The 14,428-nt window shown below is 72.2% G+C and carries 15 protein-coding genes and 3 tRNA genes; 6 read left to right on the top strand and 12 right to left on the bottom strand.

Annotation, left to right across the window (positions count from 1 at the left end; all coding sequences use genetic code 11):
- Nucleotides 1-256: 256 nt before the first annotated feature.
- The 5 genes from AB0D94_RS32265 to AB0D94_RS32245 all read right to left on the bottom strand — a co-directional run bounded on the left by AB0D94_RS32265 (nt 257) and on the right by AB0D94_RS32245 (nt 1,783).
- Entirely contained in the window at nt 257-685 is a 429-nt protein-coding gene (locus AB0D94_RS32265; RefSeq protein WP_362059342.1) for a MaoC family dehydratase, read from the bottom strand.
- 1 nt (nt 686) lies between these two features.
- Entirely contained in the window at nt 687-1,139 is a 453-nt protein-coding gene (locus tag AB0D94_RS32260) for a MaoC family dehydratase N-terminal domain-containing protein (protein WP_266934898.1), read from the bottom strand.
- A gap of 197 nt (nt 1,140-1,336) precedes the next feature.
- Entirely contained in the window at nt 1,337-1,501 is a 165-nt protein-coding gene (rpmG, locus tag AB0D94_RS32255; RefSeq protein ID WP_006604855.1) for a 50S ribosomal protein L33, read from the bottom strand.
- A gap of 88 nt (nt 1,502-1,589) precedes the next feature.
- Nucleotides 1,590-1,662, bottom strand: a tRNA-Met gene (locus tag AB0D94_RS32250).
- Between the two features lie 48 nt (nt 1,663-1,710).
- Nucleotides 1,711-1,783, bottom strand: a tRNA-Thr gene (locus AB0D94_RS32245).
- A 350-nt stretch (nt 1,784-2,133) separates the two neighbouring features.
- On the opposite strand from AB0D94_RS32245, the gene AB0D94_RS32240 reads away from it, so the two are divergent.
- On the top strand, nt 2,134-3,558 hold the full coding sequence (locus AB0D94_RS32240) for an amidohydrolase family protein (protein ID WP_362059337.1): 1,425 nt from the start codon (nt 2,134-2,136) through the stop codon (nt 3,556-3,558).
- Between the two features lie 54 nt (nt 3,559-3,612).
- On the top strand, nt 3,613-4,269 hold the full coding sequence (locus tag AB0D94_RS32235) for an SDR family oxidoreductase (protein ID WP_362059334.1): 657 nt from the start codon (nt 3,613-3,615) through the stop codon (nt 4,267-4,269).
- A 16-nt stretch (nt 4,270-4,285) separates the two neighbouring features.
- On the opposite strand, the gene AB0D94_RS32230 is transcribed toward AB0D94_RS32235, so the two are convergent.
- A complete protein-coding gene (locus AB0D94_RS32230) occupies nt 4,286-4,726 on the bottom strand; it encodes a DUF3574 domain-containing protein (protein WP_362059331.1) in 441 nt (146 codons plus the stop codon).
- A 159-nt stretch (nt 4,727-4,885) separates the two neighbouring features.
- Nucleotides 4,886-4,967: transfer RNA gene (locus AB0D94_RS32225), tRNA-Tyr, on the bottom strand.
- Between the two features lie 199 nt (nt 4,968-5,166).
- On the opposite strand from AB0D94_RS32225, the gene AB0D94_RS32220 reads away from it, so the two are divergent.
- The 3 genes from AB0D94_RS32220 to AB0D94_RS32210 all read left to right on the top strand — a co-directional run bounded on the left by AB0D94_RS32220 (nt 5,167) and on the right by AB0D94_RS32210 (nt 8,548).
- Nucleotides 5,167-5,655 carry a YajQ family cyclic di-GMP-binding protein gene (locus AB0D94_RS32220; protein WP_031146023.1) on the top strand — a complete coding sequence of 163 codons (489 nt, stop codon included), beginning with the start codon at nt 5,167-5,169 and terminating at the stop codon, nt 5,653-5,655.
- A gap of 211 nt (nt 5,656-5,866) precedes the next feature.
- Nucleotides 5,867-7,294: a SulP family inorganic anion transporter gene (locus AB0D94_RS32215; protein WP_362059327.1), complete on the top strand. Its 1,428-nt coding sequence runs from the start codon at nt 5,867-5,869 to the stop codon at nt 7,292-7,294.
- 30 nt (nt 7,295-7,324) lie between these two features.
- Complete coding sequence (locus AB0D94_RS32210) at nt 7,325-8,548, top strand: APC family permease (RefSeq protein WP_362059324.1); 1,224 nt, start codon at nt 7,325-7,327, stop codon at nt 8,546-8,548.
- Here AB0D94_RS32210 and AB0D94_RS32205 read toward each other — a convergent pair.
- A complete protein-coding gene (locus tag AB0D94_RS32205) occupies nt 8,532-9,056 on the bottom strand; it encodes an SMI1/KNR4 family protein (protein ID WP_362059321.1) in 525 nt (174 codons plus the stop codon). The two genes, AB0D94_RS32210 and AB0D94_RS32205, sit on opposite strands and share 17 nt — an antisense overlap.
- Before the next feature lie 75 nt (nt 9,057-9,131).
- On the opposite strand from AB0D94_RS32205, the gene AB0D94_RS32200 reads away from it, so the two are divergent.
- Nucleotides 9,132-9,692, top strand: coding sequence for a hypothetical protein (locus AB0D94_RS32200; protein ID WP_362059318.1), 561 nt, complete (start codon nt 9,132-9,134; stop codon nt 9,690-9,692).
- Between the two features lie 121 nt (nt 9,693-9,813).
- Here the strand turns inward: AB0D94_RS32200 and AB0D94_RS32195 are convergent, their stop codons facing one another.
- The 4 genes from AB0D94_RS32195 to AB0D94_RS32180 all read right to left on the bottom strand — a co-directional run bounded on the left by AB0D94_RS32195 (nt 9,814) and on the right by AB0D94_RS32180 (nt 14,403).
- On the bottom strand, nt 9,814-10,206 hold the full coding sequence (locus AB0D94_RS32195) for a YccF domain-containing protein (RefSeq protein WP_362059315.1): 393 nt from the start codon (nt 10,204-10,206) through the stop codon (nt 9,814-9,816).
- The gene (gene htpX, locus AB0D94_RS32190) at nt 10,203-11,066 is read right to left on the bottom strand and encodes a zinc metalloprotease HtpX (protein WP_362059312.1); all 864 of its coding nucleotides are present in this window, start codon (nt 11,064-11,066) and stop codon (nt 10,203-10,205) included. The genes AB0D94_RS32195 and htpX overlap by 4 nt, the downstream gene beginning before the upstream one ends.
- A 239-nt stretch (nt 11,067-11,305) precedes the next feature.
- A complete protein-coding gene (locus AB0D94_RS32185; RefSeq protein WP_362059309.1) occupies nt 11,306-12,847 on the bottom strand; it encodes an NADH-quinone oxidoreductase subunit N in 1,542 nt (513 codons plus the stop codon).
- Complete coding sequence (locus tag AB0D94_RS32180; protein ID WP_362059306.1) at nt 12,844-14,403, bottom strand: NADH-quinone oxidoreductase subunit M; 1,560 nt, start codon at nt 14,401-14,403, stop codon at nt 12,844-12,846. Before AB0D94_RS32180 ends, AB0D94_RS32185 begins: the two co-directional genes overlap by 4 nt.
- Between the last annotated feature and the right edge of the window lie 25 nt (nt 14,404-14,428).

The raw sequence follows: 14,428 nt of genomic DNA, 5'->3' as shown, positions 1-14,428 counted from the left end.
GAAGCGACGCGACCGCAGGGAGCGCCCTTGAGGGGCCGGCCCGACACGGAGAGACCATGGGACTGACGGGAAACCCCCAAACCATCTCTGATCGGGTTCCGCTGGCTCAGGCCCCCAGGCCCCCGCCCCGCGTCCGAGATCGGTCCCACCGGCACAGGCCCCCGACCCCGCCCCGCGTCCAAGATTCCGTCCCACCGGAACAGGCCCCCGAAGCCCCCGCCCCGCAAGCCGCTCCCGTCCCGCCCCGCCCCGCCCCTCAGGCCAGAGCGACCACTGCGCGGGACATGCCCAGGACCTTCTGGCCCGCGCTCATGGCCGTCAGGTCGACCCGTACGCGGTTGTCGTCCAGCTTGGCCGCGACCTTGGCGGTGACCTCGATGAGGCCGCCCCGGTCGTCGTTCGGGACCACTACGGGCTTGGTGAAGCGCACCCCGTACTCGACCACCGCGCCGGGGTCGCCGACCCAGTCGGTGACCACGCGGATCGCCTCGGCCATGGTGAACATGCCGTGCGCGATGACGTCCGGCAGGCCCACCTCCTTGGCGAACTTCTCGTTCCAGTGGATCGGGTTGAAGTCACCCGAGGCGCCGGCGTACTGCACGAGCGTGGCCCGCGTCACCGGGAAGGAGCCCGCCGGGAGCTCGGTGCCGACCTCGACGTCGGCGTACTTGATCTGCGCTGCCATGTCAGGCCTCCTCGGGGGCGCGGGAGACGAGCTTCGTCCACGCCGTCACCACGTGCTCGCCGGTCTCGTCGTGGACCTCGCCGCGGATGTCGATGATGTCGTTGCCCGCCATGGACTTCACGGCCTCGATGGTGGAGACCACCGAGAGCCGGTCACCGGCGCGCACCGGGCGGGAGTACGCGAACTTCTGGTCCCCGTGCACCACGCGGCTGTAGTCCAGCCCCAGCTGCGGGTCGGCGACCACCTGACCGGCCGCCGCGAAAGTGATGGCGAACACGAAAGTCGGCGGTGCGATCACGTCCAGGTGGCCGAACGCCTTGGCGGCCTCGGGGTCGGTGTAGACGGGATTCGCGTCACCCACCGCAACCGCGAATTCGCGGATCTTCTCCCGGCCGACCTCGTACGGATCGGTGGGCGGGTAGCTCCGCCCCACGAAGGACTGGTCGAGCGCCATGACTCACTACCTCCTGGTGAAGGGACATGAAAGACACAAAGTCAGGTACATCACGTCAGGTACTGCGGAAGATACAAAGGCGGCTGCAATGACAACCGCGCGGCCCCCGCCGGGCGGGGCACAGAAACGACACAAGGCCGCCCCCCGATGAAGGGGACGACCTCATGACGGTGCCTGTATACGGGACTTCGCTAGGGTCAGCGGGTCTCGCGGTGCGCGGTGTGCGAGTTGCAACGCGGGCAGTGCTTCTTCATCTCAAGACGGTCCGGGTCGTTACGCCGGTTCTTCTTGGTGATGTAGTTCCGCTCCTTGCACTCCACGCAGGCCAGCGTGATCTTCGGGCGGACGTCGGTGGCAGCCACGTGAGTGCTCCTTGACGGAAATTGGGACGGATGAACGCATACAAGAGTAGCCGACCGGGAGACCGACCCCGCAATCGGCTACTGTGTGTAGCGGCGACCGGACTTGAACCGGTGACACAGCGATTATGAGCCGCTTGCTCTACCGACTGAGCTACGCCGCTTTGATGTGATCAGCTCCCCACCCGAGGGTGGGGAACCTCTCTCACCAGAGCCCCAATGCGGAATCGAACCGCAGACCTTCTCCTTACCATGGAGACGCTCTACCGACTGAGCTATTGGGGCGAGCGATGAAGACATTACACGGTTGCCTGCCGATCGCCCAAATCCTTTGCGGGAGCAGGGCTCCGAGGGGGTTCGCCAGCCTTTCTTGATCAGCCCGCAAGCCGCCCCGGGGCGAGTTTTCCGCCGGATTGTGTGCGGGCTCACACCCGGGGCGCGCGGCGACCGGCGCCCCGCGAGCCCCAGGGCGCACCAGGGCGCGCCGCGGCGCACGGGCACCACACCGGTACGACTATTGCGCTCTTCCGTGAAGCGGGGTGCGCCGCACCCTAGGCTCTGAGCACGCTGCGTGATCTTGGGCCGCGGGCCACGGCCAGGCCCAGGAACCGCCCGAGCCACCGCAGGAGCGCGCGATGTCCGACAGCCAGCCGCAGCAGCCGTCCCACTCCCCCCGTAGCGGCCACGGCGAGGGCGGCGGCCACGGACCCGCGATCGGCCCCTCCAGTACCCGTTCCGGCACCCATTCCGGCAGCCCCTCCGGCAGCCCGTCCCACCCCGGCCGCGGCACGTCGCGCACCCCCTCCCACAGCCCTGCCCCCGGCGGCCACCTCCGCGGACTCGGCAACGCGGCCGCCGCCGAGGCAACCACCCTGCTGCTCGCCGGGGCGCGGCTGACCGACGGCCGGACCGTCGACGTGCGCCTCAGCGGCGGCCGGATCCAGGCCGTCGGCACCGCGGGCAGCCTCCCCGCCCCCGCTCTGTCCCGGGTGGACCTCGGCGGCTACCTGCTGCTCCCCGCCCCTGCCGAGCCCCACGCCCACGGGGACACCGCCCTGACCGCGGACGGGGAGGGGCCCGTCTCGTACACCCCGGACGAGGTCCAGCGCCGGGCCACCGAGGCGGCGCTGCTCCAGCTGGGCCACGGCGCCACCGCCGTGCGCTCGCACGTGCGGATCGGCGACGTGCACGGCCTCGGCCCCCTGGAGGCCGTGCTCCAGGCCCGCCGCTCGCTGCGCGGGCTGACCGACCTCACCGCGGTGGCCGTGCCCCGGCTGCTGACGGGGGTGGCGGGCGCGGACGGGCTGGCCATGCTGCGGGACGCGGTCAAGATGGGCGCGTCGGTGATCGGCGGCTGCCCCGACCTGGACCCGGACCCGACGGGGTTCCTCGAAGCCGTCCTGGAGCTGGCCGCGGAGCACGGCTGCCCGGTGGACCTGCACACGGACGGTGACGATCCGGGCCGCCTGTCCCGCCTCGCGGCGATGGCCGGCGGCCTGCGCCCCGGGGTGACCATCGGCCCGTGCGGCGGGCTGTCGCGGCTCCCCCTGGACGTGGCGGCCCGCGTGGCCGACCAGCTGTCCGCGGCGGGCGTACGCGTGACCTGTCTGCCCCAGGGCGACTGTGCGGCCCTGGAGCGGCGCGGCCTGCGCACCGCGCCCGTACGCCTGCTGCGGGCCGCCGGGGTGCGGGTGTCGGCCGGGAGCGGGGCACTGCGGGACGCGGGCAACCCGGTCGGCCGCGGCGACCCGCTGGAGGCCGCGTACCTGCTGGCCTCCCAGGGCGGACTGCGGGCCGGCGAGGCGTACGAGTCGGTGAGCGCCGCCGCCCGTGAGGCCATGGGCCTGCCGGAGGTGCGGGTGGAGGCCGGTTTCCCGGCGGAGCTGCTCGCCGTGCGCGGGGACCGGATCGCGGCCGTGCTGTCCCTCGCGTACAGCAGGATCGTGATCCACCGGGGGCGGGTGGTAGCCAGGACGAGTGCCGTACGTGAGTACTGCGACTCGGCGGTGGCGGTGGCCCTTGACCTGCCCCGGCAGGGCCGTACGGAGGCTGGACCCTGAAGGTTCGCCGTGCGTTCGCGGGCGTGGGCGCCCGGCTCGTCGTACGGTCGGGTCATGCGCATCGTCATCGCGGGTGGACACGGTCAGATCGCGCTGCGGCTGGAGCGGTTGCTCGCCGCGCGCGGGTACGAGGTCGCGGGCATCATCCGCGACCCCGTGCAGGGCGACGACCTCAGGGAGGCGGGTGCCGAGCCGGTGCTGTGCGATCTGGAGTCGGCCTCGGTGGAACACGTGGCGGGCATCCTGCAGGGCGCGGAGGTGGCGGTGTTCGCCGCCGGGGCGGGGCCCGGCAGCGGCGTCGGGCGGAAGGACACCGTGGACCGCGGTGCGGCGGTGCTCTTCGCCGATGCCGCCGAACGGGCCCGTGTCCGGCGTTTCCTGATGGTCTCTTCGATGGGTGCGGACGCCCGGCACGAGGGCGACGACGTCTTCGACGTCTACCTGCGGGCCAAGGGCGAGGCCGACGACCACGTCCGTACCCGGCTGGGCCTGGAGTGGACGGTGCTGCGCCCGGGTTCGCTGACCGACGACGCCGGCAAGGGCCTGGTCCGGCTGGAGGCGCACACGGGCCGCGGCTCGGTCCCGCGTGACGACGTGGCGGCGGTGCTGGCCGAGCTGGTCGACACCCCGGCCACCGCGGGCCTGACCCTGGAGCTGGTCTCCGGCTCCACGCCGGTGTCGGTGGCCGTCAAGGACATGGCGGGCAATTGACGGGCCGTCGGCCGGCTCAGAAGCCCGCGGTCACCTTGTCGTCGGAGCGGCCGACCGAATCCTGCTGGTACTGGTCCTCGTAGGCCTGCCGGATCCGTTCGATGCGCACGCTGCGGTCGTCGGCGTCCTTCTCCGGGTAGAGGAGCACCACCTCGTAGGAGGTCTCGCGCACGCTCGTCCCGTCCTGGCCGCGCCACTGGCCGTATCCGTCGTGGACGGTGAGCCCCTCGGGGAAGGCCGGTGTGATCTCCCGGCCCAGGAATCGCATGAACTCGCTCTCGCCGACCTCGCCCCGGCCGTCCTGGTGTGCGGTGCCGAAGTAGAGCCGGGTCTCCCGGTAGGGCTCCCCCACCTCGGGGTGCAGCGCCGCCCCGACCAGAGCCGGGATGCCGGCGCCGAGGAGGGCGAGCAGGACTCCGCCCCCGACCTTTCCGCGCGTGTCAGATGTCCATTTCACGCCAGGTGAACGAACAGGAGAGCGTGACGATGCGGGCCGCGGGCTTCCCTGCCGTCGAACGGGCGACGCCCGATGCGGTGGTGCGCGGGTTTTTGCGGGCACATGCGAGAGGACCCCCGCTCACTGCGTTTCCGCAGTTGAACGGGGGCCTCACTCGCGTGGCGGCGCCAGGATTCGAACCTGGGTAGGCAGAGCCGACGGATTTACAGTCCGTTCCCATTGGCCACTCGGGCACACCGCCATGGGATGCTGCCGGTTTTCCGCCTTTCGGCGGTGCTCTGCGGCAACGACGTAAACGATACCCGATCCACAGGGGTGCTTCGCCACCGGATTGATCAGCGCCCCCGGCGGGTGCGGTGGCTAGGCTTTGCGGAGCGGTCCGGGCCCGTCCGGCCGCGCCCTCCGGGGCCTTCGCAACCGACTTCAAGGAGCCACAGCACATGGCCGACTCCAGTTTCGACATCGTCTCGAAGGTCGAGCGGCAGGAGGTCGACAACGCCCTCAACCAGGCCGCCAAGGAGCTCTCGCAGCGCTACGACTTCAAGGGCACCGGCGCCACGATCGCCTGGTCCGGCGAGAAGATCCTGATGGAGGCGAACTCCGAGGAGCGCGTCAAGGCCGTCCTCGACGTCTTCGAGACCAAGCTGGTCAAGCGCGGGATCTCGCTGAAGGCGCTCGACGCCGGCGAGCCGCAGCTGTCCGGCAAGGAGTACAAGATCTTCGCCACGATCGAGGAAGGCATCTCCCAGGAGAACGCCAAGAAGGTCGCGAAGATCATCCGGGACGAGGGCCCCAAGGGCGTCAAGGCGCAGGTCCAGGGCGAGGAGCTGCGCGTCAGCTCCAAGAGCCGCGACGACCTGCAGGCCATCCAGGCTCTCCTCAAGGGCAAGGACCTGGACTTCGCGATCCAGTTCGTGAACTACCGCTGACCCAGGTCCGCGACCTGCCTTCCACGCCGGCCCGGCGGTCTTCACCGACCGCCGGGCCGCGGCGGTTTCCGGGGGTGCAGGGTGTGTGCGGGGGTGTGTGCGGGGTGTGAGCGGCGCGTGCGCCTGTGCGGGCTTCTGTGGGCACTGGGCAGTGATGGGTGCGCCCAGCAGGCTGGGTGGCATCCATCACCGCGTGGCAGGGGGTTCTCGGATGCCTGGGGCCGGCACGTTTCGCGAAGACTTCGGGGCGTCCGTGGTCGTCGCGCTGGTCGCGCTACCCCTCTGTGTCGGGGTGGCCGTCGCCTCCGGTGTGCCGGCCGAGCTGGGGATCGTCACCGGGGTGGTCGGGGGGCTGGTCACCGGGTGGTTCCGCGGGAGTTCGCTCCAGGTGAGCGGTCCCGCGGCGGGACTCACCGTGCTCGTCTACGAGGCCGTGCGGACGTACGGTCTGCGCGCGCTCGGCGTACTGGTGCTGGCCGCCGGGCTGGTGCAGCTGGGCATGGGGGTGCTGCGGCTCGGGCGGTGGTTCCGGGCGATCTCGGTGGCCGTGGTGCACGGGATGCTCGCCGGTATCGGGCTCGTGCTGATCGCCGGGCAGCTGTACGCGCTGGCCGGCCGGGAGGCTCCGGGAGGGACCCTGGCCAAACTGGCCGGGGTGCCGCAGCTCGGAGCGCAGGCCGACTGGGCGGCCGTGGCCCTCGGAGCGGGGACGATCGCCCTCCTGGTGGCCTGGCGCCGGATGCCCGCCCGGCTGCGGGTCGTGCCCGGGGCGCTCGTCGGCGTGGCGGCCGCCACCGCCGTGGCCGAGCTGCTGCGACTGCCCGTCGAGAAGGTCCGGGTGACGGGCGTACTGGAGGCGGTGTCCCTGCCCGCCTGGGGGGACTTCGGCGTACTTGCCTCCGCCGGGGCCGCCGGGACGGTGCTCGCGCTGGCCCTGATCGCCTCCGCCGAGACACTGTTCAGCGCCGCCGCCGTGGACCGGATGCACGAGGGGCCACGGACCCACTACGACCAGGAACTCGTGGCCCAGGGCGTCGGGAACACCCTTTGCGGGCTGCTGGGAGCCTTGCCGATGACCGCCGTGATCGTACGCAGCGCCGCGAACGTGGAAGCGGGGGCGCGCACCCGGGCAGCACGGGTGATGCACGGCGGCTGGCTGCTGCTCTTCGCCGTGGCCTTCCCGCAGGTGCTGGAGGTCGTACCGCTCGCCGCGCTGGCCGGGGTGCTGCTGCACGCGGGCTGGAAGCTGCTGCCGGGCCGGGCGGTGGCCGCGCTGTGGCGGACGCACCGGGGCGAGGCAGTGGTGCTGGTGGCCACGGCCGGCGCGATCGTGGTGACCAGCCTCTTCGAGGGCGTGCTGGTCGGGCTGGGGCTCGCCGTCGCCAAGGCGGCCTGGGAGACCTCCCACGTGCACATCGAGGAGGTGTGGGAGGGCGAGGACCTGTGCGTCCGGGTCGTGGGGAACGCCAGCTTCCTGCGGCTGCCCAAGCTGCTGGACGCCCTGGACGCGCTGCCGCACGGGCAGCCGGTGCGGCTCGACCTGACCGGGCTGCGCCATCTCGACCACGCCTGCCTGACCGCCCTGGAGGGATGGGAGCGCAAGCGGGCGCCGCTGCCCGGCCGCGAAGGCGTCATCTAGTGCGGTTACCCTCCGCCTGTGGAAAACGGGTTGAAGCGCACTCTGGGCGTGTCCGACGCCGTCGTCGTCGGACTCGGCGCGATGGTCGGCGCCGGCATCTTCGCCGCCCTCGCCCCCGCGGCGCGCGCGGCGGGCAGCGCGCTCCTCGCGGCCCTCGCGCTGGCGGCACTCGTGGCCTACTGCAACGCGCACTCCTCGGCGCGGCTGGCGGCCCGCTACCCCTCCTCCGGCGGCACCTACGTCTACGGGCGTGAGCGACTCGGCCCCTTCTGGGGCTATCTGGCGGGCTGGGGCTTCGTGATCGGCAAGACCGCCTCCTGCGCAGCGATGGCGCTCACCGTCGGCGCGTACGTCTGGCCCGGGCAGCAGCACGCCGTGGCCGTCGCGGCAGTGGTGGCGCTGACCGCCGCCAACTACGGCGGGGTGCAGAAGTCGGCCCGGATCGCCCGGCTGATCGTGGCGGCGGTACTGGCGGTGCTGGCGGCCGTGGTCGTCGTGTGCCTGGGTTCCGGCGCGGCCGACGCCGGGCGGCTGGCCGGCGCGGACTGGGACGCCTTCGGGCTGTTGCAGGGCGCCGGGCTGCTGTTCTTCGCCTTCGCGGGGTACGCCCGGATCACCACCCTGGGTGAGGAGGTGCGCGATCCGGAGCGCACCATCCCGCGGGCCGTGCCGCTGGCCCTGGGGATCGCGCTGCTGGTGTACGCCGCCGTGGCGGTGGCGGCCCTGTCGGTGCTTGGCGCCGACGGGCTGGCGGAGTCGGCGGCTCCGCTCGCCGACGCGGTCCGGGCGGCCGGCCTGCCCGAACTGGCCCCGGTCGTCCGGGTGGGCGCGGCCCTGGCCGCGCTGGGTTCGCTGCTCGCCCTCGTCCTCGGGGTCTCGCGGACCGCGCTGGCGATGGCCCGGGACGGTCATCTCCCCCGGGCGCTGGCCGCCGTACATCCCCGGCGGCAGGTGCCGCACCATGCCGAGCTGGCAGTGGGTGCGGTCGTGGCGGTGCTCGCGGCCACCGCCGATCTGCGGGGCGCGATCGGTTTCTCGTCCTTCGGCGTGCTCGTCTACTACGCGATCGCGAACGCTTCCGCCTGGACTCTCGGTTCAGCTGTCAAGGGTCGGGCCGTGGCAGCGGTCGGGCTGTCCGGCTGTGTGGTGCTGGCCTGCACGCTGCCCTTCGCGTCGACGGTCACGGGGGCGGCGGTGCTGGCCGCGGGCGCCTTGGCCTACGGGGTGCGGGCGCGGCTCAGATCCGGGATCTGAACTCGGTCCAGGGCGCCAGGTCCAGGTCGTACTCCTCCCCCGCGGCGGAGTCCTCGCAGTACCAGGCGGTCCCGTCGAGCCAGCCCCGGAGCCAGCCGGCCAGGCTCGGGGTGTCGAGGGACCAGGCGAGCTCCGGTTCCCCCGGATTCGGGTCGAACAGCAGGACTTGGGCGGTGTCGGAGCGGCAGTCCACGCAGGCGTACATGGCGCAGCCGAAGTCGGCCATCGGCAGCACGCCCTCGGGCCAGCGCCAGGCGGAGGCTCTCATCCGCTGGTACTCCAGGACGGCCTGGCGCAGGGGCAGCAGCCCGTACTCGGGACCGAAGTCGCCGTCCGCGACGCGGCGGTAGAGCTCGCCGAGCAGCGGCGGCAGGGCGAAGCCGAGTATGCCTTCGGCGCGGGCGGTCTCCCCGCGGCCCACAGGCGCGGGGAGGGGCTTGCCGCACCCTCTCGCGGACGTGCGTACACGGTCTGCGACTTGCTCCAGCAACTGCTCGGTCCCGTCCATGCATACAGCGTGACCGACCCCACTGACAATCGCCCTGACCTGGGCATTCGACCGGTCCGCCAGTACGCTGCGGCGATGGCCCACCTCTCCCGCCCGGCCCGCGTGGCCGGCATCGCGCTGGCCGCGGCCGCCATCGCCGCCGGCGCCGTCTTCGCGTCGCTGTACCAGGACCGGTCGCAGCAGGGTGAGTTCGCCTCGGATCCGCGTCCCTGCTCGCTCGTTTCGGCCGGGACGGCCGCCCGCCTGCTGTCGGAGCCGACGGACGGGGTGGAGGCGATGTCGTACTGCAGTTGGGCGGGTCCCGGGCTCGGGAAGGACGCGCAGCCCGTCCTGCAGGTGCAGGTGACCCGGCTGCGGCTGGACGAGGCGCGGAGCAGCTTCCAGCGGACGCAGGAGGAGGCGGCGGTGGGGAAGATGGGTCCGATGACGACGGACCTGACGGACTTCGGCGACGAGGCGTTCGTCCGCACCCGCCATCCCGGCGGGGGCCGGGGTACGACCGAGATCTTCTTCCGGCGGAGCAACTTGGTGGTCGCGGTCCGGTACGCCCCTGTGGACGGCGACGGCGAGAAGGCCTACGCGGGCGCGTACGACGCGGCCACGGAGGCGGCGGCCGAGCTCCGTAAGGCGAGGTAGCGGCCGCCGGCCGACGAGCGAGGCAGCGGCCCCGCGACCGGCGCGGACCGGCCCGCCGCCCGGGCGGACCGGTCCGCCCGGGGGGCCGCCTCCACGGGCCGCACGGGCCCGCGTACGCGGCTCAGCGCGAGGCGAACGGCGCGTCCGTCGGGACGATTTCGCGGCCCAGCGGGAGCAGGGCGAGCGGCACCATCTTGAAGTTGGCGATGCCGAAGGGGATGCCGATGATCGTGATGCAGAGCGCGATGCCGGTGAAGATGTGGCCCAGGGCCAGCCACCAGCCCGCCAGGACCAGCCACAGGACGTTGCCGATGGCGGACCCCGCGCCCGCGTCGCGCCGCTCGACCGTGGTGTAGCCGAACGGCCAGAGGGCGTAGACCGCGATGCGGAAGGCGGCGATCCCGAAGGGGATGCCGATGATGGTGATGCAGAGGATCAGGCCCGCAAGGCAGTAGCCCAGGAACAGCCAGATGCCGCTGAGTACGAGCCAGATGACATTCAGAATGGTCTTCACTGCCGGCGGCCTGCCATCTGTTCGAGCCGGGCGATGCGCTCGGCCATCGGGGGGTGCGTGGAGAACATCTTAGAAAGTCCTTCGCCCGGACGGAACGGGTTGGCGATCATCATGTGGCTCGCGGTCTCCAGCCTCGGCTCGGCGGGCAGCGGGAGCTGCTTGGTGCCGGCGTCCAGCTTGCGCAGGGCGCTGGCCAGGGCGAGCGGGTCCCCGGTGAGCTGGGCGCCGGAGGCGTCCGCCTCGTACTCGCGCGAGCGGCTGATGGCGAGCTGGATCACGGACGCGGCCAGCGGGCCCAGGATCATGATGAGCAGCATGCCGAGGAGGCCGGGGCCCTCGTCGTCGTTCGATCGACCGACAGGAATCAGCCAGGCGAAGTTCACCAGGAACATGATCACCGAGGCGAGCGCTCCGGCGACCGACGAGATCAGGATGTCGCGGTTGTAGACGTGGCTCAGCTCGTGGCCGATGACTCCCCGCAGCTCCCGTTCGTCGAGGATGCGCAGGATGCCCTCGGTGCAGCAGACGGCCGCGTTGCGCGGGTTGCGGCCCGTGGCGAAGGCGTTGGGTGCCTCGGTCGGTGAGATGTAGAGCCGGGGCATGGGCTGGCGCGCGGACGTGGAGAGCTCGCGCACCATGCGGTAGAGCTCGGGGGCTTCGAACTCGCTGACGGGGCGGGCGCGCATCGCGCGTAGAGCCAGCTTGTCGCTGTTCCAGTACGCGTACGCGTTCGTCCCGAGGGCGATGAGGACGGCGACGATGAGGCCGGTCCGTCCGAAGAAGCTGCCGATGACGATGATGACTGCGGACAGCCCGCCGAGGAGTACGGCGGTCTTGAGCCCGTTGTGCCGGCGGTGCACGGTACGCCCTCCTAGTGGTGCGGCAGGGGGACCCCGTCCAGGATCTGCGGATCTGCGGGTCTACGGTCCAGTGGACGCTCCCTTCCTGGTCAACGCCAGGTGAGGGCTTCTGGTTCCCAGGGCGCACCGGGCCGCCGCCCCCGTGGCTGGGGCCGTGGGGCGGCGGCGGGCGTTACTCCGTACGGGTTACCGCGCGGGTCCCGGCGTACGGGCGACCGCGCGGGGGCCGTGGCGGGCGGCTACTGCGGGAAGAGGCTGCCGGCCGCGAAGCGCAGGACCAGCTGCGGGGCGCCCGAGAGGACGAGCGCCGCGGTCGCGGTGACCGCGATGGCGGCGGTGACCGGCCAGGGGGCCTTCGCGGGGGCGGTGGCCGGGGCTCCGGCCGTCTCCGGGGTCCGGAAGAGCAGGGCCGTCCAGCGCAGGTAGTAGTACAGGGCGATCACGACGTTGACGGCCATGACCACGGCCAGCCAGCCCAGGCCCGCGTCGACCGCGGAGCGGAAGACGGTGACCTTGGCGAAGAGGCCGATGAGGCCCGGGGGCAGGCCGGCCAGGCAGAGCAGGAAGAAGGCCAGCGAGAGGGCGGCGAGGGGGCGCTCGGCGTACAGGCCCCGGTAGTCGCTGATCCGGTGGAGCGGCTTCGTCCGGGCGACCAGCGCGGCGACCGCGAAGGCGCCGAGGTTCACGGCGGCGTACATGAGGGCGTAGGCGACGGTGGAGCCGATCTGGTCGCGCTCGGAGTACGCGGCCGCCGCGATGGGGACCAGCAGGTAGCCGGCCTGGCCGACCGAGGACCAGGCGAGCAGCCGTACGGCGCTGTTCGGGCGGTCGGCGGACTGGCGCAGGGCGGCGGCGTTGCCCAGGGTCATGGTGAGGGCGGCGAGGACGGCCAGGGCGGGGCCCCAGATGTCGGAGTACGCCGGGAAGGCGATCACCGTGACGAGGATCAGGCCGGTGAAGCCGACGGCCTTGCCGATCACCGAGAGGTAGCCGGCGACGGGCAGGGGCGCTCCGACGTAGGTGTCGGGGACCCAGAAGTGGAAGGGGACGGCCGCGGTCTTGAAGGCGAACCCGACGAGGGTGAGCGCGACGCCTGCCATGGCGAGGGTGTCGAGCTGCCCGGGGACGTCTTCGAGGCGGTCGGCGACCTGGGTGAGGTGCAGGGAGCCGGTGGCGGCGTAGACGAAGCTGACGCCCATCAGCGACACGGCGGTGGCGGTGACGGAGGACAGGAAGAACTTGAGCGCAGCCTCGGAGGAGAGCCGGTCGCCGCGGCGCATGCCGACGAGGGCGAACGCGGGCAGCGAGGCCACTTCGAGGGCGACGATCAGGGTGGCGAGGTCGCGGGAGGCGGGCAGCAGGGCCGCGCCGGCGGCGGAGGAGAGCAGCAGGAACCAGTACTCGCCGGCGGGCATGCGCGTGTCACGGACGGCGGTGACCGACAGCAGGGCGGTGACCAGGGCGCCGCCGAGGACCAGGAACTGGACGACGAGCGCGAAGTGGTCGGCGGTGTAGCTGCAGGCCGCCGGGTCGCCGGTGAGGCAGAAGGTGCTGCGGTCGCCGGCGCGCAGCGGCAGCAGGAGGGCGGTCGCGGCGGCCAGGCCGGCTACGGAGATCCAGCCGAGGAGGGGCTTGCGCCGCTCGGGTACGAAGAGGTCGGCGACCAGGACGGCCAGGGCGACGGCGGCGGTGAGCGCCACGGGCGCGATGGCGAGCCAGTCGACGGACTGGACCAGGCTCGCCGTCGGTTCGGTGGGGGCTGCGGCGGACAGGGCCGTCATGAGTTGCCTCCTGCGAGGAGCTTCTGGACGGCCGGGTCGGTGAGGCCGAGGAGGACCGCGGGCCACAGGCCGGCGAGGACGGTGAGGGCGACGAGCGGGGTCCAGGCGGCGAACTCGTAGCGCTGGACGTCCGGAAGGGCGGCGGGGGCGGCGCTCTCGGCCTTCGGGTCGCCCATGCACACGCGTCGCACGACGATCAGCAGGTAGGCGGCGGTGAGCAGGGTGCCGAACGCGCCGATGGCCGTGAAGGTGAGGAACGCGGGACGGTACAGGCCCTCGGCCGGGTCGAAGGCCCCGAACAGGGCCAGCATCTCGCCCCAGAAGCCGGCCAGGCCGGGCAGGCCGAGCGAGGCGACGGCGGCGAAGGCGAGAAGCGCGCCCAGGCGGGGGGCGCGGCCGTAGAGGGCGGCGCCGGTGGCCCCGGCGAGGGTGTCGAGGTCGGCGGTGCCGTACCGGTCCTTGAGGGCGCCGACGAGGAAGAAGAGGAGGCCGGTGATCAGGCCGTGGGCGATGTTCGCGAACAGCGCGCCGTTGACGCCGGTGGGGGTCATGGAGGCGATGCCGAGGAGGACGAAGCCCATGTGGCCGACGGAGGAGTACGCGATGAGGCGCTTGAGGTCGCCCTTGTTGCCCTTGCGGGCCAGCGCCAGGCAGGCGAGGGAGCCGTAGACGATGCCGACGGCCGCGAAGGCGCCGAGGTAGGGGGCGAAGGTGTGCATGCCGTCGGGGGTGACGGGGAGCAGGATGCGGACGAAGCCGTACGTGCCCATCTTGAGCAGGACGCCGGCCAGCAGGACGGATCCGACGGTGGGCGCGGCGGTGTGGGCGTCGGGCAGCCAGCTGTGGAGCGGCCACATGGGGGTCTTCACGGCGAGGCCGATGCCGATGGCGAGGACGGCCAGGAGCTGGGTGGTGTGCGTCAGTTCGCGGCCGTTGTCAGAGGCGAGTGCCACCATGTCGAAAGTGCCGCTGTTCAGTCCGATGAGCAGCAGACCGAGCAGCATGACGACGGAGCCGAGGAGGGTGTAGAGGATGAACTTCCAGGCGGCGGCCTGCCGCTGAGCACCGCCCCAGCGGGCGATGAGGAAGTACATCGGGATGAGGACCATCTCGAAGGCGAGGAAGAAGAGCATCAGGTCGAGGACGGCGAAGGTGGCGAGGGTGCCGGACTCGAGGACGAGGAGCAGGGCGACGAAGGCCTTCGGGGAGGGGCCCTCGGGGAGCTTGAAGTAGCTGTAGAGCGCGCAGAGGAAGAACAGCAGCGCGGTCATCAGGAGGAGGGGGAGCGAGATGCCGTCGATGCCGAGGTGGATCCGGACGTTCAGCGCCTGGATCCAGCTGATGTCCGTCGTCGCCTGGAAGCGGGACGGGGCGTCGTGGTCGAAGCCCAGGGTGAGGGCGATCGCCGCGGCGAGGATCACTCCGGTCACGGTCACGCCGTGGCGCAGCACGGCCTGTTCGGGGCTCTTGCCCTTGAGCCCGGGCGGGGGCGGCAGGAGGGCCGCGGCGGCGCCGAGGAGCGGTGCGGCCACGATGAACGCCAGAAGGAACTGCATCACGGACGGGCTGATATCAATCACG

This window comes from Streptomyces sp. NPDC048255 (assembly GCF_040652415.1).
Classification (GTDB): Bacteria; Actinomycetota; Actinomycetes; order Streptomycetales; family Streptomycetaceae; genus Streptomyces.
The sequence above is the reverse complement of the archived record's forward strand: the minus strand, read 5'-3'. Positions and strand labels throughout refer to the sequence as shown.